We start from the raw sequence: 19654 nt of genomic DNA, 5'->3' as shown, positions 1-19654 counted from the left end.
GAATAGTGGATATAGCTGTTAAACATATCGCATTACAACAATTCTTCACACCTGTACGTGTGGAGAATTATTGTGTATTTATATTTCGAGGAGAAGGAACAATTGCCGTAGATACGGTGCCCTATTCCTATGAAGGTAATACACTACTTTTTCTATCACCTTATCAATATTTTCAATGGGTAGAAGGTACTGCGAATGATAACCTACTGTTGGAATTCCACGGTGATTTCTACTGTATTGAGTACCACAAAAAAGAAGTAGCCTGTAACGGACTCCTATTTAACGCTATCTTCTTGCATCCTCATATCAAGGTTACTGATAAACGTTTTGCTGAAATAATAACTCTTTTTGAGCGTATAGAAGACGAAAGCAAAACGCCTTCCCTTTATTCAGAATCTGTACTCAAATCATACTTGCAACTTATTTTGGCTTTAGCAAGTAAAGAAAAAAGCCTATTGTTAGAGCATACCTCTCTTAAAACTGAACATCATTTGGCTAACGACTTCCAAAAACTCTTAGAAGACCATTTTATTACAGAACGCAACGTGTCGTTTTATGCATCAGCATTATGTCTTACTCCCGATAGTTTTAGCAAGAAAATAAAAACACTTTTAGGAAAAACACCCAATAAACTCATACAAGAACGTGTAGTGCTCGAAGCTAAAAAACTGCTTCATCTCACCTATAAATCTATTAAAGAAGTAGCCTTTGAACTCAACTTTGAAGATGAGTTTTATTTCAGTAGGTTTTTTAAGAAAAATGTAGGTCTCTCACCCAAACACTTCCGAAAAAAGGTGGGAATCTCTATCGTTGCCCAGCCTAAAACGGAAAAGTCTATGAAATAACCTTTTTTATCCATTCGAGATACAAAATAATGCCGTATCTTTGCCCCCGCAAATAAAAAGTTAATTTTAAATATTAAATCACTATGCAAAAATTATTATCATTTTTAGCCGATAGCGAACGTTGCTTTGTAAACTTTATCAGAGTAGCTATCTTTATTGTAATGGCTTGGATTGGTGGACTTAAAGTGTGCCAGTACGAAGCTGATGGTATTGTTCCCTTTGTAACGAATAGCCCGTTTATGAGTTTCTTCTACAACAATTCAGGCAAAACTGCCATTGATGAGAACGGCGTGACAGGTGAAGCAAACAAAGGTAAAGAAGTAGCCCAATACAAGCTACACAAGAATCCTGAAGGGAAGATGGTAAAAGCTAATATTGAATGGCATAAAGAGAACGGTACTTATGTGTTCTCATATGGCTTAGGAGCTTTTATTTGTTTGATAGGATTCCTTACCTTATTGGGTATTTGGTCGCCTAAAATAGGGGTGATAGGAGGCTTACTTACTTTCGGTATGAGTATAGTTACCCTCTCTTTCCTCATCACGACTCCTGAGGTGTATGTGCCTAACTTAGGTGGAGATATGCCTACGCCTGCTTATGGATTCCCTTATCTATCGGGAGCGGGACGTTTAGTATTGAAAGATATTATTATGTCGGCAGGTGGATTGATAGCAGCCTCAGAAGCTGCTCGCCGATTGCTAAAAAAGAATTAGAATTAGGAAAATATTAATTCTATTATCTAATTATAAGGGCTGTCTACCTTCCGGTAGACAGCCCTTTATATAATAAGTAAAGTGGGATTATTTATCTTCAAAAGTCCAATCACCACGCACTTTAAGCACTTGTTCTATAATATCGCGCACAGCTCCCTGTCCGCCTTCAAGATGCGAAATATAATCGGATACGGCTCTTACTTCGGGCACGGCATCTACGGGACAAATAGCCAATCCTGCTCGCTTCATTGGAGGGATATCGGGCATATCGTCACCCATATAAAGTATTTGTTCTCTTTTAAGATGTTTTTCCTTTTGGTATTTCAAAAAGGTTTCGAGCTTTTGGTGACGGAGCATAAAGATATCTTTTACACCGAGGTTTTCGAAGCGTTTTTGTACGCCTACGTTCCCTCCTCCTGTAATGATACATATGTTGTACCCTTTGGCGATAGCTGTTTTTACCGCAAATCCGTCCTTCATATTCATACTGCGCAATAGGTCGCCGTCGTTATTTACAAACACTTGAGTATTGGTAAATACGCCATCAACATCAAAAATAAAAGTTGTGATGTTCTTTAAACGTTCTTTATAGTTCTTTCTTTCCATAGGTGTTTATTATTGATTTTGTAATTATATTGTATATTTCTCGTTCATACCCTGCAAGCAAAGCTAAATGGTTAGTAATAGTTTGGGCATCGCCGCGTCGTGCAGGTCCTGTTTGTGCTTCGAGGGCGGGCATTGTTTGGAGTTTTTCGAAAGTATTTTTGAGCAAAGGTTCTAATATTTCAAACGGAATGTTGTGTGCCTCGCATATTCTTTGACTGATAGCCACCAAATGATTGGTGAAATTATTAACGAAAACAGCCGATAGGTGCAGTATACTGCGTTGGTAACTACTCAGCGGATACACTTTTGTAGAAAGCTTTTGGGCTAATGGGTATAGAAATCTTTCCATATCCTCAGTATGTTCAGCCTCTAAACAAAAAGGAATGTTTGAAAAATCGACCTGAGTGCTTTTTGAAAAGGATTGTAAAGGGTAAAACACGCCACGTCGGTTTTTGGGTGAGAGTACCTCCATAGGGGTATTGCCAGAGGTGTGCACTACCAATTGCCCCTCGAAAGGAAGGAAGGCTGAAACTTCACTAATAGCTTCGTCTTTCACGGCTATAATACATATATCGGTGGGGCGCAAGTCGGTAAGGCTGTGAATTTTATCTACCTGAAAATCATTAAACTCAGGGCTAAATTCACTACGGTTAAGCAACTGCCGAAGGTGTACCTCAGGAAGCTGATAGAGGGCTTTGGTGAGGTGATAAGCCACATTGCCTCCTCCTATGATACTAATATTAATAGCCATATTGACTGCAAAAAAAATGTTAAAAATTGCTTTTTCGCAAATATTCTTCAAAAAAAGACAAGGTTCTGTTTTTTCACCTCAAAAATACAAAAGGTTGATAATCAATGAATGTTTTTAGTTCTTATCTTTTACTTTACCTCTACTTTACTCGAACCTAAGACGAAGGTAAGACGAACCTAAGACGAACCTAAGACGAAGCTAAGGCGAAGGAAAGAGGGTATTAAGCTGAATATCAAACGGAAAAAAGCTGCTTTTAGTTTATTGAGAAAAAAATGTTAAAATTGCGTTTTTGGCGAAAAAAACGCAAAAAAATAAATATCATATATTCAGTAAGGGCACAAAGGTAGGAAAATAAAAGCAAATGACAAATTTTATAGAAAAAGTATATAGATTCATTTATTTTGTATATATTTGCAAAAAAATAGGGCTCATTGTATTATCTGCTGGGCAGATATGAATGGAATAAAATACTTCTTTTGTTGATTTTCAACGGATAAGAAGATTAAGTATTAGTTAGATTGCCAATTGTAAAAAACGGATTGTCAATGAATTTATTTAGAAGATTATTTAAAAGAAATGATATAAAAAGTGAAGATGAAGCACGCAAGTTAAATGAACAGCTTCCTGCTGATGAGCAATTTGCGATGAACTTTACTAAAAATGGCGGAAAATTTATTTATTGCACTACCGAAATACAGGTGCAAGAGGTTTTTCGGCACATACTGAAAGAGTTGGGCGTATATGTGAAGATGAGTAGTAATGCTTCTCACACTATTAAAACGATGTTTGAAGAACACACGCCACTGTTTACTGCCGATATCGAAACTTCGAACGTGTATTTGACGGATTGTGAGTATCTTATCACTACTTTGGGGGGGATTATGCTCTCTTCGCATCAGTTGAGACATAAGAATATCAATGAATTACCTGAAATATTTATTGTCTTTGCCAAAACGAGTCAGATGGTGAGAGATATTCCTGAAGGAATGAGAGGCATAAAGAACAAGTACCCACAACAATTTCCTACGGGTCTCATTACGCTACAAAGTTTTACCGATGACCCTGAGAAGAATAGTATCAACTATTACGGCACGAGTTCTAAGAGGACGTACCTGATACTCTTAGAAGATTTACCTATTGATAAATAATAATTTATGAACGAACTCTTCAAAAGAACCATTACAGGCTTTATTTATGTTTTTCTATTGCTATCGGCAATTATGCTCAATGCTGATGCTTTTGACTTCTTGTTTTTATCCTTTGGTATTATTTGTTTATTTGAGTTTAAAAGGCTTATCAGATTAAAGGAATTACATATATTTTTGCTTTTTTTGTTGGTTTGGTGGCTGTTTATTCACTTAAAAACTTATCCTTTCTCGGTTTATATACTGCTTTTGGCTACTTTGCTTGCCAATATATACCTCACGATGATGCTTTTCAACGAAAAAACGCCTATCCGCAAGCAAAGTAACAATACTAAACTGCTTATTAGTTTACTGTATATAGGAGGAGGTTGTATATTTATGCCTCTGATTTACAAATATGAGAATAACCCGAACCCTAATTATTTTTATCAGAATATATTCAACAACGAGTCGCAAATTACGATGATAGGACTGTTGTGTATTATATGGGCGAGTGATAGTTTTGCGTACCTTACAGGCAAAGCCTTTGGCAAACACAAGCTCTTTGAGCGCATTTCGCCTAAGAAAACTATTGAGGGTTTTGTGGGCGGACTCATAGGGGCGATGCTTATCGCTACGGCTATTTCGTATTACAGTGGCAGACCACTATGGCAATGGCTTATATTGGCAGTGATTTTGGTGGTTACCGGTGCGGTAGGCGACCTGGTAGAGTCTAGCTTTAAACGAACTGCTAAGGTAAAGGACAGCGGGACGATACTGCCAGGACACGGAGGTTTACTCGACCGCCTGGATAGCCTTATTTTTGCCTCGCCTTTTGCGTACTTAACGCTACTAATTTTTGACCTTTTTTGATGATGAAATTCTACAAATATCAAGGAACAGGGAACGATTTTGTGATGATAGACAATCGCAAAGGGGTATTTCCTAAAAATAACGAAACGCTTGTGGCACAATTGTGTCATAGGCGTTTTGGCATTGGAGCCGATGGATTAATATTGCTTGAGAACGACCCGCAGTATGATTTCTGTATGGTGTATTACAATTCTGACGGGCGTGAAAGTACGATGTGTGGCAATGGGGGGCGCTGTGTGGTGGCTTTTGCAAAACAATTGGGTATTATAGAACACGAAACGCTATTTTTAGCTGTAGATGGGGAGCATCGTGCTACGATTGAAGGAGATAGCTACGTGCGCTTGCAAATGAAAAATGTAACTGAGGTAGAAGAACACAAAGGCTACGTATTCTTAAATACAGGGTCGCCTCACCACGTGCAATGGGTGGAAGAGGTAGATATCGTAGACGTGAAAAGCGAAGGAGCTACTATACGCTATGGAGAACTTTATGCTACTCAGGGCGGTAGTAACGTGAATTTTGTGAGCAAAGGAGAGAAAGGCTTTAAAGTGCGCACTTATGAGCGCGGAGTGGAAGATGAAACATACTCTTGCGGTACAGGGGTTACAGCCGTAGCGATTGCTCTTTATCACATAGGAGAAACCGATGCACAACAGATTACCCTGCACACTCGAGGAGGTGACTTGCAAGTGGCTTTCGATAGAGTAGGAGAGGGGTATGAGAATATCTATTTGAGTGGTAGTGCTCAATTCGTGTTTGAAGGAACAATAGAAGAGTTAAAAGGTAAAGAATGATAAAGTTAAGAGCGTTAGAACCTGAGGATATAGATTTCTTGTATCAGTTAGAAAACGAAGAAGCCTTGTGGGAGGTGAGTGACACCCAATTGCCTTTTGCCAAGCATTTGCTACAAGATTATATACGGAATGCCCAACAGGATATTTACGAAGCTAAGCAGTACCGCTATGTGATAGCGTTTGAAGAGGGAACGCCTATGGGCTGTGTAGATTTATACGATTTTAGTCCGAAGCACCGTAGAGCAGCTGTGGGGATAGCTCTTTTGCCCGTCTATCGAGGGAAAGGTTATGCCAAAGAAGCCTTGCAACAGTTGATATCCCATACGCAACAATACTTAGACTTACACCAACTGATTGCTTATATCCCTGCTGATAATGAGGTGAGTATACGCCTTTTTGAGGGAGTAGGATTTAGTTGCAGTGGTGTACAAAAAGACTGGCTTTACAGTCAAGGAGTTTATAAAGATATGTTATTATACCAAAATATTTTCAGATAAGTCATAAAATGATACGAGATATTATCACTTATTTAGAGACCATAAACCCTATACTTGCTGCCTTATACGCTACCATTTTCACGTGGAGTGTAACAGCTTTGGGGGCTGCAGTGGTATTCTTTTTTAAGAAAGAAAACAAGACCGTGTTAGATGGTATGTTAGGCTTTACAGGAGGGGTGATGTTGGCAGCCAGTGTGTGGAGTTTGATAATACCCTCTATTAATATGACAGAAGGTGAAGGCTTTATAAAGGTTCTACCTGCTACGGTAGGGATATTTATGGGAGCACTTTTTCTTTATGTATTAGATAAGTTATTACCGCACTTTCACGCCAACTTCAAACAAACAGAAGGTATTAAAACCGATTGGCAAAAAACTACTTTGCTTATTTTAGCTATCACCTTGCACAACATTCCCGAAGGATTGGCGGTAGGGGTACTCTTTGGAGGGGTAGCCGCTGGTATTCCCGAAGCCTCTATTGCCGGAGCGGTAACTCTTGCCATCGGTATTGGGTTACAGAACTTTCCTGAAGGAATAGCCGTAGCGATGCCACTCAGACGTATGGGGGTGAGCAGATGTAAGAGCTTTTTTTATGGGCAGCTTTCGGCTATTGTAGAACCCATAGCGGGGGTATTAGGAGCTTTCGCAGTACTCTTTTTTACCCCGATACTACCTTATGCCCTTGCTTTTGCGGCAGGAGCTATGATTTATGTGGTCATAGAAGAGGTAATACCTGAAGCCCAGCAAAATGAGAACACCGATGTTTCTACCATAGGCTTTTTGGTAGGTTTTGTAGTGATGATGGCAATGGACGTGGTATTGGGCTAAGAAGATATTTCTTCACGAATATTTGCTTGATACTTAAAATATATGTATATTTGCCCAGAAATAGAAGCAATGAGATTATCATTGAACATTAAATATTTTTAATATGCAAAGAGATACTGATATTTTTGAACTAATTGAAGACGAAAGAGAGCGCCAAGAGTTGGGGATTGAACTCATCGCTTCAGAGAATTTTGTGAGCGACCAAGTGATGGAGGCAGCAGGTTCTGTACTTACTAACAAATATGCCGAAGGTTACCCAGGCAAGCGCTACTATGGTGGTTGTGAGATAATAGATGAGATAGAGCAAATAGCTATAAACCGCGCTAAAGTGCTCTTTGGTGCTAAATATGCTAACGTACAACCTCATAGCGGTTCACAAGCCAATGCGGCAGTTTATGCTACTTGCCTCAAACCAGGTGATAAAATTCTGGGTTTCGACCTCTCACACGGCGGACACCTTACACACGGCTCTCCTGTGAATTTCTCAGGTAGATTGTATGAGTCTGTATTTTATGGGGTAGAAAAGGAAACAGGAAGACTCAATTACGACAATATATTAGAAATAGCGGAGCGTGAACGCCCAAAAATGATAGTAGCAGGAGCTTCAGCTTATTCTCGTGATATCGATTTTAAACGCTTCAGAGAAATTGCCGATAAGGTAGGTGCTATCCTCTTTGCTGATATTGCACATCCTGCGGGGCTCATTGCCAAAGGACTGTTGAACGATCCTATCCCGTATTGCCATATTGTAACTACTACTACTCATAAAACTTTGCGAGGTCCTCGTGGCGGGCTTATCTTGATGGGTAAAGATTTTGAGAACCCTTTTGGAATAAAAACTCCTAAGGGAGAAGTGCGAATGATGTCGTCACTCATAGACAGTGCGGTATTCCCAGGTAACCAAGGAGGTCCTTTGGAACATATCATTGCAGCAAAAGCAGTTGCTTTTGGCGAGGCTCTTTCTGATGATTTTCTCTATTACGCTATACAAGTGCAAAAGAATGCACGTAAATTAGCATCTGTTCTTTTAGCAAAAGGCTATAATATCATCTCTAATGGAACTGATAATCACCTAATGCTTATCGATTTGCGCAATAAAGATGTAAGTGGTAAAGAAGCAGAAGAAGCCCTTGGTAAAGCAGATATTACTGTGAACAAGAATATGGTGCCTTTTGATACTCGCTCGCCTTTTGTAACCAGTGGTATTAGGGTGGGAGTATCAGCAATCACTACTCGTGGACTGAAAGAAGCTGATATGGAACGTATTGCCGACTTTATAGACCGTGCGATTACTAATCGAGATAATGACGAAGTGCTTGAAGAAATAGCAGAAGAAGTGAACAAGTTTATGGAAGATAGACCTTTGTTTGCGTATTAGTAAATTAAAGGCTACTTATATAAAAAGTATAAACATAGGCTCTTACTAAGTTTTTAGGACTTAGTAAGAGCTTTTTTGTTGCAATACTTCGTAGACTGTAGGCGATGCCCATATCCGCACCTTCAACTGGAACTAATGGTGCTAACAATGTGATTGACGTATTGCAAAACGATACTTCCCCGGAAAGACTAAAAAGTCCAACTACTTTATTCACCTGCCCATCGTGCTACGACCTCTGGCAAAGATGATTATCAGTATTTCTGATATTACTGGCGGTAAGTTAAAAAAGTTAGTTGCTAATTGTGAATTATGAATTATTTATTATCTTTGCACCATCAAATTTGTTATAAAAGATAAAAACAACAAAGCAACGATGGAATCATCACAAGATGAAATGTCCTTTTTAGACCATTTGGAAGCCTTGCGCTGGCACTTGATACGTGCTATTATAGCTGTTTTAGCAGTGGGTGTGGTGGCGTTTGTGTGTAAGGATTTTATTTTCCAAATCATCTTTGCTCCTAAGAATGGCGATTTCTTTACTTACAGAATGTTCTGTAAGATAGGTCATCTTTTTGGATTTGAAAGTGCTTTTTGTGCCGAACAATTGCCTTTTACGATTCAAAGCCGTACAATGGCAGGGCAGTTTTCAGCTCATATCTGGACGTCTATTTGGGCAGGAGTAATTCTCGCATTTCCTTATGTGCTTTATGAAGTCTGGAAATTCATCAGTCCAGCACTCTATGAAAACGAACGCAAGCTAGCTCGTGGCTTTATTCTCATTGCTTCTTTGCTCTTTTTTATAGGAGTTTTGTTTGGCTATTATCTTATCACCCCACTATCAGTGAATTTCTTAGGGTCTTATTCAGTAAGTCCCGAAGTGAGAAACCAAATAGATTTAAACTCTTATATTTCGGTAGTACGCTCGTCAGTCATTTCGTGTGGCATTATTTTTGAGCTACCTATTGTTGTTTATTTTCTTACCAAATTAGGAGTGATAACACCTGCTTTTATGCGAAAATATCGCCGGCACGCAGTCATTGTAGTACTTATCATTGCAGCAATTATAACCCCTCCTGATGTAGTAAGCCAAATTATCGTGTCGATACCGATAATGCTCTTATACGAAATAAGTATTTTTATTTCAGCTTACGTTTTAAAAAAGAACAAAACAAGGTAATTTAATATTTTTAATGGATTGTAATACCTACTTACAGCACCTACCCAACGTGAAAACGTTGAAACAGCTTTGCAAAGGTGAAGCCGTATTAGATTGGATTATTTGTGGTCACGAGTTTGAAGTTTATCACACCTACTACAAAGTAAATGAAGAAGAATACGAAGGCTATGAAGCCCAATGGGGGCACGGCTTTGAAGATGAAGACGGTTCGTCGCTGTCGTTTTATTTTATTGATAAAGCTTGCTTAATCGTTCCCTCTTCGAGCGCTGAAGATAGCAAAGGGGGCGATAATCACGACTTCGAGAAGCGTATCCCGAAAGTGTTCTTACCATACTATCGTAAAAACTTTTCAGAAAGTGATATTCCTTTCGTGATATACTCTTTAGATGGCGAAACGTGGCAATGTGTAGAGAACTTCCCTGTGGAAGAACACATCGATAAGTTTGAGTATATTTCTACTGACCCTATGAAATACAAAGAATGGGCAGTGGAGTATTTGGGCGACGAAGGCTTCTTGCAAGAAGTAATGAGCGAACAAACCATTACTGACCTTTACGAAGGGAAAGTGCTTACCGAAGAGATGGTGTACAGTATCGTAACCGAAGTGCACGATTGGGTAGATTTAGAAACAGAACTCAACGAAATGCCTTATCGCTTTTCGTTTTAAGATTATATGAAATTAATTGTAAATAACATCATCAAAATATACAAAGGGAGAAAAGTAGTAAAAGGCGTTTCGCTGGAAGTAAATCAAGGCGAAATCGTAGGACTTTTGGGACCTAACGGAGCTGGAAAAACTACTTCCTTTTATATGATTGTAGGACTCATCAAGCCCAACGGTGGTACTATTTTTTTGGATAATACCGAAATTACCACTTATCCGATGTATAAACGCGCTCAAAGCGGTATTGGGTATTTGGCACAAGAGGCTTCGGTATTTAGAAAGTTGAGTATTGAGGACAACATCAAAAGTGTCCTACAACTCACCAAACTCTCTAAGGCAGAACAACAACGCAAAACTGATGAGCTGATAGAAGAGTTTGGCTTAGGACATATTCGTAAAAATCGTGGAGACTTGCTTTCAGGGGGAGAACGCCGTCGTACAGAAATTGCACGTGCTTTGGCTACCAGTCCGAAGTTTATCTTGCTCGACGAGCCTTTTGCAGGGGTAGACCCTATAGCGGTGGAAGATATCCAACGCATTGTAGCACAGCTCAAAGACAAGAATATAGGTATTCTCATCACCGACCACAATGTGCAAGAAACACTAGCCATTACTGACCGCACTTATTTGATGTTCGAGGGAGGAATCCTCAAATCAGGAGTGCCTGAAGAATTGGCAGCTGATGAGATGGTAAGAAAAGTATACCTTGGAAGAAACTTTGAATTGAGACGCAAGAAAATATTAGAAGATTAGCCAATTAACAATAAGAAGAAATAACTAAAAACTATAATATAATGAAAAATTTAGTAGACCGTTTTATTAAGTATATAAAAATAGACTCTCAGTCCAACCCTGAGAGCGAAACAACTCCTAGCACCGAAAAACAATGGAATATGGCAAACCTATTGGTAGAAGAATTGAAAGCCATTGGTTTGCAAGACGTAACTGTAGATGAAAACGCCTACGTGATGGCTACGTTACCATCGAATGTAGATTACCCAGTGCCTACCATTGGTTTTATTTCTCACTTCGATACATCACCTGACTTCTCTGGTGAAAACGTAAATCCACAGTTTATAGAAAATTATGATGGGGGAGATATCGTCCTCAATAAAGAACAAAACATAGTGTTATCACCTTCTTATTTTGAGGATTTGTTGCTCTACAAAGGCAATACCATTATCACAACCGATGGTACGACCCTCTTAGGAGCTGACGATAAGGCGGGGATTGCCGAAATCGTAACCGCTATGGAATACCTTGTGCAACACCCCGAAATCAAACACGGAAAAATACGCGTAGGCTTTACCCCTGATGAAGAAATAGGACGTGGAGCACATAAATTCGATGTGAAAAAATTCGCAGCCGACTGGGCTTATACAATGGACGGCGGACAAATAGGCGAACTTGAATATGAGAGTTTCAATGCAGCTGGGGCTAAAATTCACTTCAAAGGAAAGAACGTGCATCCTGGTACTGCCAAAAACAAAATGATAAACTCAATGCTCGTAGCTACTCAGTTTATCAATGCACTACCAGCCGATGAGATTCCAGCTCGCACCGAAGGTCGCGAAGGATTCTACCACATTACCGATATTTCTGGAGATGTAGAAAATACAGTAGTACAGCTTATCATCCGCGACCACGACCGCGACCTTTTCAACAAACGCAAAGCCGTAGTACAACAAATTGTAGACGACCTTAACAAGCAAATCCCTAATGTGGCAGTAGCCGAAATAAAAGACCAATATTACAATATGGGTGAAAAAATCAAACCTGTGATGCATATTGTAGAAGTAGCCGAACGCGCGATGAAAGAATTAGGTATTACCCCTATTACCAAACCTATCCGCGGTGGTACCGATGGTTCTCAACTTAGCTTTATGGGCTTGCCTTGTCCTAATATCTTTGCAGGCGGACATAATTTCCACGGTAAATACGAATTTGTGCCCGTAGAAAACCTCGAAAAAGCTACCGAAGTGATTATTCGCATTGCTGAATTAGTAGTAAAAAAATAATATAATTAGCCGATTTATCAATTAGCCAATGTGTTAATTGACAAATTGGCTAATTTGCTAATTTTTCATTAACCATTAATAATTAAAAAAAATGCCTACAATATCACATAGAGCGCAAATATTGCCTCAGTCACCCATTAGAAAACTGACCCCTTACGCTGAAAAAGCAGCTAAGGAAGGGAAAACTATTTACCACCTCAATATTGGTCAACCCGATATTAAAACTCCTGAAATAGCCGTACAAGCCGTAAAAGATTTTACCCCTAAGGTATTGGAATATACCAAAAGTGAGGGAATCGATTCTCTTAGAGAAAAGGTGGTGGAATACTACAAAAAACACGATATTAAGGTAGAAAGTAGTGATATTATCATCACTTGTGGAGGTTCTGAAGCTCTTACCTATGTAATTGCTACTGTTGCTAATGCCGATGATGAAATTATCATTCCAGAACCTTACTATGCGAACTATATTAGCTTTTCAGAAGCCTTTGATGCAGTGTGTGTGCCCATTACGTCTTCTTTTGATGATAACTTTGCCTTACCTCCTATAGAAGAGTTTGAGAAAAAGATAACTCCTAGAACCAAAGCTTTTCTCATTTGTAACCCCGGAAATCCTACAGGCTATTTGTATTCTAAAGAAGAAATCTTGCAATTGGCAACAATAGCTAAAAAACACGATATTTTCCTTATTTTCGATGAGGTATACCGAGAGTTCGTGTATGATGGTGCTACCCATTATTCCATTATGCAAGTAGAAGGCATTGAACAAAATGCTATAATGATAGATTCGGTATCTAAACGTTTCAGTATGTGTGGAGCGCGCATCGGGTGGGTAGTCTCTAAGAATAAAGACGTGATGATGTCTGTTTTGAAGTTCGCTCAAGCACGCTTGTCTCCCCCTACTTATTCACAAATAGGAGCTGAGCGCGCTTTTGATGTACCCGAAACTTATTTTGAAGAGGTATTAAAGGAATATACTCAGCGTAGGAACGTGCTCATTGAAGAACTCCGAAAAGTAGAAGGTGTACGTGTATCGATGCCTAAGGGGGCTTTCTATTGTATAGCCGAATTGCCTGTAGAAAATGCAGAAGACTTCTGTATATGGCTTTTAGATCATTTCTCAGTAAATAACGAAACGGTAATGTTGGCTCCTGCCGAAGGTTTTTATGCTACCGAAGGTTTAGGGCGCAACCAAGTGCGTATAGCTTATGTACTCGAGAAGGAGAAGATAGTAAAAGCTATTCACATATTAGGTGAAGCTCTAAAGGAATACAACAAACATTAAGATTTAATGAAGATTTTATAAAACTAACTTTTAACATCTATTTTCTAATTCCTAATAAACTAAATAGTTATATTTTTTAGTGTTAAAAAAACACATAAAATTATTGCTATATCAAAAATATTTTGTACTTTTGAGGCGGAAAATTAAAAACAGACAATGTCAGTAAAAAAAATAGCAGTATTAACATCAGGAGGAGACGCTCCTGGTATGAACGCCGCCATTCGTTCAGTGGTACGTACTTGTGCATACCACAACATCGAAGTGGTAGGTGTATATCGTGGCTATCAGGGAATGATAGAAGGCGATTTTGAAGAAATGAACGCACGTAGCGTTCGAGATATTATCAATAGAGGAGGTACTATCTTGAAATCAGCCCGCTCTAAAGATTTTAAAACTCCTGAAGGGCGCAAGGCAGCTTATGAAAAATTAAAAGCTGCAGGGGTAGATTCTTTGGTAGTAATAGGAGGTGATGGCTCTTTCACTGGGGCACTCTTGTTCAACAAAGAATTTGGTTTCCCCGTAATGGGAATCCCTGGTACTATTGATAACGATATCTATGGTACTGATTTTACTTTAGGCTATGATACAGCTCTCAACACTGTAATTGAGGCTATCGACAAAATTAGAGATACAGCAAGCTCTCACAACCGCTTGTTCTTCATCGAAGTAATGGGGCGTGATGCAGGGCATATCGCTCTCAACTCTGGAGTAGGAGCAGGAGCTGAAGAGATCTTGATCCCAGAAGAGAATATAGGACTTAAAAAACTACTTGAATCTTTGGAAAAAAGTCGTATGACTGGTAAAACTTCTAGCTTGGTAGTGGTTGCTGAAGGCGATAAAATAGGTAAAAACGTATTCGAACTTAAAGAATACGTAGAACAACATCACCCCGATTACGATGTGCGTGTATCTGTATTAGGCCACATGCAACGGGGGGGGGCTCCTTCTTGCTTCGACCGCGTTTTAGCAAGCCGTATGGGAGTAAAAGCTGTAGAATCTCTCCTTGAAGGTAAATCTAACTATATGGTGGGTATCCGTAACAATAAAATGGAACTCACCCCGCTTGAAAAAGCTATCAAAGGTAGTTCTAAAATAGATACAGAACTCCTCCGCGTAGCCGAAATAATGGCAACTTAGTAACGTAACAAATTTAAAATTAAATAACGAATAAATTAAATTTAACAGAATTATGTCAGTAAAAATTGGAATTAACGGTTTCGGACGTATTGGTCGTCTCGTATTCCGTGCTGCTTATGAAAGAGCCGACGTAGAAATCGTTGGTATTAACGACCTTTTGGATGTAGATTACATCGCTTACCTTTTGAAATACGATTCAGTTCACGGAACTTTTAAAGGTGATGTGAAAGTAGAAAATGGTCACTTAGTAGTAGATGGCAAAAAAGTGCGTATCACTGCTGAAAAAGACCCTAACAACCTTAAATGGAATGAAGTACACGCCGATGTAGTTGCTGAATGTACTGGTATCTTCACCACTTTGGAAAAAGCACAAGCTCACATCAATGCAGGTGCTAAAAAAGTAGTGATTTCTGCTCCATCAGCCGATGCTCCTATGTTTGTAATGGGTGTGAACCACAAATCAGTAAAACCTACTGATACTATTGTGTCTAACGCTTCTTGTACAACTAACTGCTTGGCGCCTATCGCTAAAGTATTGAACGATAACTTCGGTATCGAAGAAGCCCTAATGACTACAGTTCACGCTACAACTGCTACTCAGTTAACAGTAGATGGTCCTTCTAAAAAAGATTGGAGAGGTGGACGTTCAGCTCTTTGCAATATCATCCCTTCTACTACCGGTGCTGCTAAAGCTGTTGGTAAAGTAATCCCTGAATTGAATGGTAAACTTACTGGTATGGCTTTCCGCGTACCTACTGCCGATGTTTCAGTTGTTGATTTGACTTTCCGTACTAAAAAATCAACTACACTTGAAGAAATCAACGCTGCTATGAAAAAAGCATCAGAAGGTGAATTGAAAGGTATCCTTGGATACACTGAAGATTTGGTTGTTTCTCAAGACTTCGTAGGTTGCAAAAATACATCTATTTTCGATGCTAAAGCTGGTATCGGCTTGAGTGCTAACTTCTTCAAAGTAGTTTCTTGGTACGATAATGAAACTGGTTATTCAAACAAATTAGTAGATTTAGCACAACACGTTGCTAAATTGTAATTCTTAAAGAAAGAAGGTGAGTTGCCTATGGGCATACTCACCTTTTTTAATAGTATTAAAAACAACTTAATAAAACCGAAACGATATGATTTTAATTGTAGACAGTGGTGCTACTAAGGCGGATTGGACTGCCTTAAATAGCAAAGGTGAAAAAATATTTTTTACGCAAACTTTAGGGTTGAACCCCGAAGTACTTACAGAAGAAATTCTCGTAGAGCGTATTACCACCAATTATCAATTGTTTGAAAATAGAAATTCAGTATCCGAAATTTATTTCTATGGTGCTGGTTGTGGTACTGAACGCATTCGTTACTTTGTAGAACGCAGTTTGGCAACTATCTTCAAAAACGCTAAAATAGATGTGAAAGAAGATACTTATGCAGCTGTGTTTGCTACTACAGCTCCCACCGATAAAGCTATTGTATGTATCTTAGGTACAGGTGCTAACTGCTCTTATTGGAATGGTAAAGAATTATACCAAGCAGTAGATTCATTAGGCTATATTTTGATGGACGAATCGAGTGGGAACTTTTATGGTAAACGATTGATTATCGACTATTACTTCAAGAAAATGCCATCAGACCTTGTACAAAAATTTGAAAACCAATATGAATTGGGCTCAGATGTGATTAAAAATCATTTGTACAAGATGCCAAACCCTAACAGTTACTTGGCTACTTTTGCGAAATTCGTAGTAGAAAATAAGAATCACGAATATTGCCGTGAGATGGTGAGAAAAGGTATGCAACTATTTGTAGACCACTGGATTTCTCAGTATGAAGACCGTTACGAAGTGCCTATCAACTTTGTAGGTAGTATTGCTTTCTTCCTCCAAGATATTTTGGAAGAAATATTGACAGAAAACAACCTTAAATTGGGTACAGTGCTAAGAAAACCAATTGATGGTTTGGTTGCTTTCCACGTAAACAAATTCTTTTAATAACGAATAAAAGATAAAATAAAAAAGACACTCACTATTGTGGGTGTCTTTTTTATTTTAGAACAATCCGTAGAGGAGAGCATCTATTTTATTGATGATTTCACCTAAATCTTCAGGGTTGTTTACGAAATCAATATTGTCTACTTCTATAATGAGTAGTTTCCCCTTGTCGTAACTTTTTATCCACTGTTCGTATCGCTGGTTAAGGCGGTTGAGATAGTCTATTGAGATTGTATTTTCGTAATCTCGACCGCGTTTCTGTATTTGGTTTACCAAGTTGGGTACTGAGCTTCTCAGGTAAATCAGTAGGTCTGGTGGGAGAACGAGGCGTTCCATTAGGGCGAATAGTGATTTGTAATTATCGAAATCACGAGAGCTCATCAGTCCCATTTCGTGTAAGTTAGGAGCAAAGATGTGAGCATCTTCATAAATAGTACGGTCTTGAATAATGTTATTTCCTTTCTCTCTAAAATCCAAAATCTGTCGGAAGCGACTGTTTAGAAAGTATATTTGTAAATTAAAACTCCAGCGCTCCATTTGGTGATAAAAATCATCTAAATAAGGGTTATCTACCACATCTTCGAAATGGGCTTCCCATTGGTAGTGTTTGGCTAATAGAGAGGTAAGGGTAGTTTTTCCAGCTCCTATATTTCCTGCAATTGCTATGTGCATTTTTAATTAGTTTTTTCAGCTTCCTCACGTAGACATTTAATCATAGAGGTGTTCTTGATTTCTTGTATTACGAAAGAACTTTGAATGTTAGAGATAATTTCTAATTTAGATATTTTGTGTACTACAAATCTCTGATAATCTTCCATATCGTTGAGCATAACTTTTAGCAGAAAGTCGTAGCCTCCTGCCATATACGAGGCTTCTAACACTTCATCTAAAGTGCTTATATATTTTTCGAACTCATTAAATAATTCGGCACTATGCTTAAGAAGTTTTACTTGACAATAAGCTACCAATTTTTTTCCGAGAGCTTTAGGATTGGCTACCGCTACATATCTTTGAATTATTCCTAGTGATTCTAATCGTTTGATACGTTCGTGAACTGGAGTGATTGATAGGCTTACTTTTTCGGATAATTTTTTAATAGATTGTTTGCTATCTTGTTGTAATTCATCTAAAAGTGCTAAATCAATACGGTCTAATGCATACATACTTTTATAAATTTATTGGGGGTAAAATTAGAAAATATTTTTGATATAGCAGGGGAAAAGACAAAATATTTTTTCTGTTTTTTTATAAAAGGCTCATAATCATTATTATTTTTAGATGAATAATTGCGTTGTAAAAGGCTAAAACTATAGAAATATTTTCTGAGTAAAGTATATTTTACAGAATGGGTTAATTACAATGATAGTATGTATTGTCTTTTATTTGAGGTTCATTTTTAGTTAATATAAAATAGATTGCGACTCAATCGGAAAAACTATTGATTATCAATTGAATCAACTTTGCCAAAGTGTGTGTCGCAAAAAGGACACATTAGAGTTTTTGGAAAGACACAGAATCATCGAAGGGAAACGAAGAATATCAAAATATGATTAGAGGGGTTTTTGATGAAAAAAGGGTGTAAGGAGGGTGGGATTAGCTTATAGAGAGCTTATAGGAAGCTTATACGAATCTTGGACGATTGGTATAGAAAGGGTGTATAAAAAGTTGATTCATAATATCATACAACAATACAAAAAATGCTAAAAAAGGGGTTTCGAGGCGAAAGTAATAGAAACATAAAAGGAGAATAGAGAGATGGTTGGGTAATTGCCGACAACCCCAATGAGGGTGAATTGTAGCGATGAAAATATAAGATTTTACATTTAATTTTGCTCATTTCGTTTAATTATTGTAGCTTTGCCACTGCTATTAAAACAATATTACATTTAAGATGAACGAAATAGACTACAAATTTGTACATAAAGATTTTAGAATCAATGGATTTCCTATAGATAGAGAACGACTTATTATCTTGGCGGTAGCCTACGTGAAAGATGGTCTGCCTTACCGTAAATCGGTGGGGAGGTTTCTTTTGGATTGGCTCGACGACAGGGATTATATAGAAGCGACGACCTCTGGTTCTACTGGCATTCCTAAACAAATTCACCTTAAGAAACAAGGTATGGTTAATTCGGCTTTGGCTACGGGTGAATACCTTAATCTTTCACCTAAGAATCGTGCTTTGTTGTGTTTGCCAGCTGACTTTATTGCAGGTAAGATGATGCTTATTCGCGCCATTATTTTAGGTTTACACCTTGATATTATTCGCCCTTCGTCTATGCCTTTATCGCTTACCAGCAAGGATTATGATTTTTGTGCAATGATACCTTTGCAAGCGGCGAAATCTCTTACTGATTTGCCTCGTGTGAAGAAGGTAATATTAGGAGGAGCTTCTATTGATGGAGAATTAGAGGCTAAATTGCAGAATATTCCCACAGAAGTGTATTCGTCTTATGGAATGACTGAAACCATTTCGCATATTGCGATGCGTAGGGTAAATCACACGATGGAGCACGAAACTACCTATAAGGCAATGCCTAATGTTACGTTTACCCAAGACGACCGCAATTGTTTGGTAATAAATGCACCTTTGATTGCTGACCACCCTGTGATTACTAATGATATTGTAAATCTCATATCGCATAGCGAATTTGAGTGGTTAGGGCGTTTTGACAATATTATCAATTCGGGAGGCTTTAAAGTCTTTCCAGAAAGTGTAGAGCACAAGATTAAGAAGTACATCAAAGGTGATTACTTTATTACTAAAGAACCTGATGATGAGTTAGGGCAACGTGCAGTGCTTTACGTACAGGGTGAGGAGAAGGATTACCCTACTTTGGCACACGATATTTATATGGATAAAGATATGCTGAAATACGAAGTGCCTCGCCAAATCTATTTCGTTCCTAAGTTTGTGTATACCGATAATCAAAAGCTAAGAAGGGACGAAACGGTTAAGAAATACAAGAAATAA

Annotated in this window: 21 protein-coding genes; 17 read left to right on the top strand and 4 right to left on the bottom strand. The window is 38.4% G+C overall.

The features are described from left to right. Positions 1–5: 5 nt before the first annotated feature. Positions 6–845 carry a helix-turn-helix domain-containing protein gene (locus HMPREF1321_RS06840; protein WP_034575832.1) on the top strand — a complete coding sequence of 280 codons (840 nt, stop codon included), beginning with the start codon at positions 6–8 and terminating at the stop codon, positions 843–845. 83 nt (positions 846–928) lie between these two features. Further along, complete coding sequence (locus HMPREF1321_RS06835; RefSeq protein ID WP_002671199.1) at positions 929–1558, top strand: DUF417 family protein; 630 nt, start codon at positions 929–931, stop codon at positions 1556–1558. An 87-nt stretch (positions 1559–1645) separates the two neighbouring features. Here HMPREF1321_RS06835 and HMPREF1321_RS06830 read toward each other — a convergent pair whose 3' ends face one another. Then, positions 1646–2164 carry a KdsC family phosphatase gene (locus HMPREF1321_RS06830; protein WP_009421968.1) on the bottom strand — a complete coding sequence of 173 codons (519 nt, stop codon included), beginning with the start codon at positions 2162–2164 and terminating at the stop codon, positions 1646–1648. After that, positions 2145–2915, bottom strand: a complete 771-nt coding sequence (locus HMPREF1321_RS06825; RefSeq protein WP_009421928.1) for a Rossmann-like and DUF2520 domain-containing protein — start codon at positions 2913–2915, stop codon at positions 2145–2147. Before HMPREF1321_RS06825 ends, HMPREF1321_RS06830 begins: the two co-directional genes overlap by 20 nt. A gap of 545 nt (positions 2916–3460) precedes the next feature. Here HMPREF1321_RS06825 and HMPREF1321_RS06820 point away from each other — a divergent pair. The 14 genes from HMPREF1321_RS06820 to HMPREF1321_RS06755 all read left to right on the top strand — a co-directional run bounded on the left by HMPREF1321_RS06820 (position 3461) and on the right by HMPREF1321_RS06755 (position 16680). After that, positions 3461–4063 carry an LUD domain-containing protein gene (locus tag HMPREF1321_RS06820; RefSeq protein ID WP_009421943.1) on the top strand — a complete coding sequence of 201 codons (603 nt, stop codon included), beginning with the start codon at positions 3461–3463 and terminating at the stop codon, positions 4061–4063. A 6-nt stretch (positions 4064–4069) separates the two neighbouring features. Next, positions 4070–4912, top strand: a complete 843-nt coding sequence (locus HMPREF1321_RS06815) for a phosphatidate cytidylyltransferase (RefSeq protein WP_009421954.1) — start codon at positions 4070–4072, stop codon at positions 4910–4912. Then, the gene (dapF, locus tag HMPREF1321_RS06810) at positions 4912–5706 is read left to right on the top strand and encodes a diaminopimelate epimerase (protein ID WP_009421936.1); all 795 of its coding nucleotides are present in this window, start codon (positions 4912–4914) and stop codon (positions 5704–5706) included. The genes HMPREF1321_RS06815 and dapF overlap by 1 nt, the downstream gene beginning before the upstream one ends. Next, positions 5703–6203 (top strand): GNAT family N-acetyltransferase, encoded by a 501-nt coding sequence (locus HMPREF1321_RS06805; protein WP_009421975.1) that lies wholly within the window; start codon positions 5703–5705, stop codon positions 6201–6203. The genes dapF and HMPREF1321_RS06805 overlap by 4 nt, the downstream gene beginning before the upstream one ends. Before the next feature lie 8 nt (positions 6204–6211). Next, positions 6212–7030, top strand: coding sequence for a ZIP family metal transporter (locus HMPREF1321_RS06800; RefSeq protein ID WP_009421950.1), 819 nt, complete (start codon positions 6212–6214; stop codon positions 7028–7030). 103 nt (positions 7031–7133) lie between these two features. Then, the gene (gene glyA / locus HMPREF1321_RS06795) at positions 7134–8408 is read left to right on the top strand and encodes a serine hydroxymethyltransferase (RefSeq protein WP_009421958.1); all 1275 of its coding nucleotides are present in this window, start codon (positions 7134–7136) and stop codon (positions 8406–8408) included. A 373-nt stretch (positions 8409–8781) separates the two neighbouring features. Next, positions 8782–9585, top strand: coding sequence for a twin-arginine translocase subunit TatC (tatC, locus tag HMPREF1321_RS06790; protein ID WP_034575826.1), 804 nt, complete (start codon positions 8782–8784; stop codon positions 9583–9585). Between the two features lie 13 nt (positions 9586–9598). Beyond that, positions 9599–10252 (top strand): hypothetical protein, encoded by a 654-nt coding sequence (locus tag HMPREF1321_RS06785; RefSeq protein WP_009410049.1) that lies wholly within the window; start codon positions 9599–9601, stop codon positions 10250–10252. Between the two features lie 6 nt (positions 10253–10258). After that, positions 10259–11002, top strand: a complete 744-nt coding sequence (gene lptB, locus HMPREF1321_RS06780) for an LPS export ABC transporter ATP-binding protein (protein ID WP_009419356.1) — start codon at positions 10259–10261, stop codon at positions 11000–11002. Positions 11003–11043: 41 nt separating this feature from the next. Beyond that, positions 11044–12267 carry a peptidase T gene (gene pepT / locus HMPREF1321_RS06775; RefSeq protein ID WP_009421948.1) on the top strand — a complete coding sequence of 408 codons (1224 nt, stop codon included), beginning with the start codon at positions 11044–11046 and terminating at the stop codon, positions 12265–12267. 91 nt (positions 12268–12358) lie between these two features. After that, positions 12359–13552: a pyridoxal phosphate-dependent aminotransferase gene (locus HMPREF1321_RS06770; protein WP_009421955.1), complete on the top strand. Its 1194-nt coding sequence runs from the start codon at positions 12359–12361 to the stop codon at positions 13550–13552. Between the two features lie 156 nt (positions 13553–13708). Continuing rightward, positions 13709–14689 (top strand): 6-phosphofructokinase, encoded by a 981-nt coding sequence (pfkA, locus tag HMPREF1321_RS06765; RefSeq protein WP_009421929.1) that lies wholly within the window; start codon positions 13709–13711, stop codon positions 14687–14689. A gap of 52 nt (positions 14690–14741) precedes the next feature. After that, a complete protein-coding gene (gene gap, locus HMPREF1321_RS06760; protein WP_009421957.1) occupies positions 14742–15740 on the top strand; it encodes a type I glyceraldehyde-3-phosphate dehydrogenase in 999 nt (332 codons plus the stop codon). Positions 15741–15825: 85 nt separating this feature from the next. Continuing rightward, positions 15826–16680 (top strand): hypothetical protein, encoded by an 855-nt coding sequence (locus HMPREF1321_RS06755; RefSeq protein ID WP_009419361.1) that lies wholly within the window; start codon positions 15826–15828, stop codon positions 16678–16680. 57 nt (positions 16681–16737) lie between these two features. Here HMPREF1321_RS06755 and HMPREF1321_RS06750 read toward each other — a convergent pair whose 3' ends face one another. After that, positions 16738–17352, bottom strand: a complete 615-nt coding sequence (locus HMPREF1321_RS06750) for a deoxynucleoside kinase (RefSeq protein WP_002671237.1) — start codon at positions 17350–17352, stop codon at positions 16738–16740. A 2-nt stretch (positions 17353–17354) separates the two neighbouring features. Beyond that, positions 17355–17843 (bottom strand): Lrp/AsnC family transcriptional regulator, encoded by a 489-nt coding sequence (locus HMPREF1321_RS06745; RefSeq protein WP_002671239.1) that lies wholly within the window; start codon positions 17841–17843, stop codon positions 17355–17357. Positions 17844–18571: 728 nt separating this feature from the next. Here HMPREF1321_RS06745 and HMPREF1321_RS06740 point away from each other — a divergent pair. Beyond that, positions 18572–19654: an AMP-binding protein gene (locus tag HMPREF1321_RS06740; protein ID WP_009417495.1), complete on the top strand. Its 1083-nt coding sequence runs from the start codon at positions 18572–18574 to the stop codon at positions 19652–19654.

The organism is Capnocytophaga sp. oral taxon 412 str. F0487 (assembly GCF_000271925.1).
Lineage (GTDB): Bacteria > Bacteroidota > Bacteroidia > Flavobacteriales > Flavobacteriaceae > Capnocytophaga > Capnocytophaga ochracea.
Note: the sequence above shows the minus strand (reverse complement) of the source record. Positions and strands in the feature narration are given on the sequence as shown.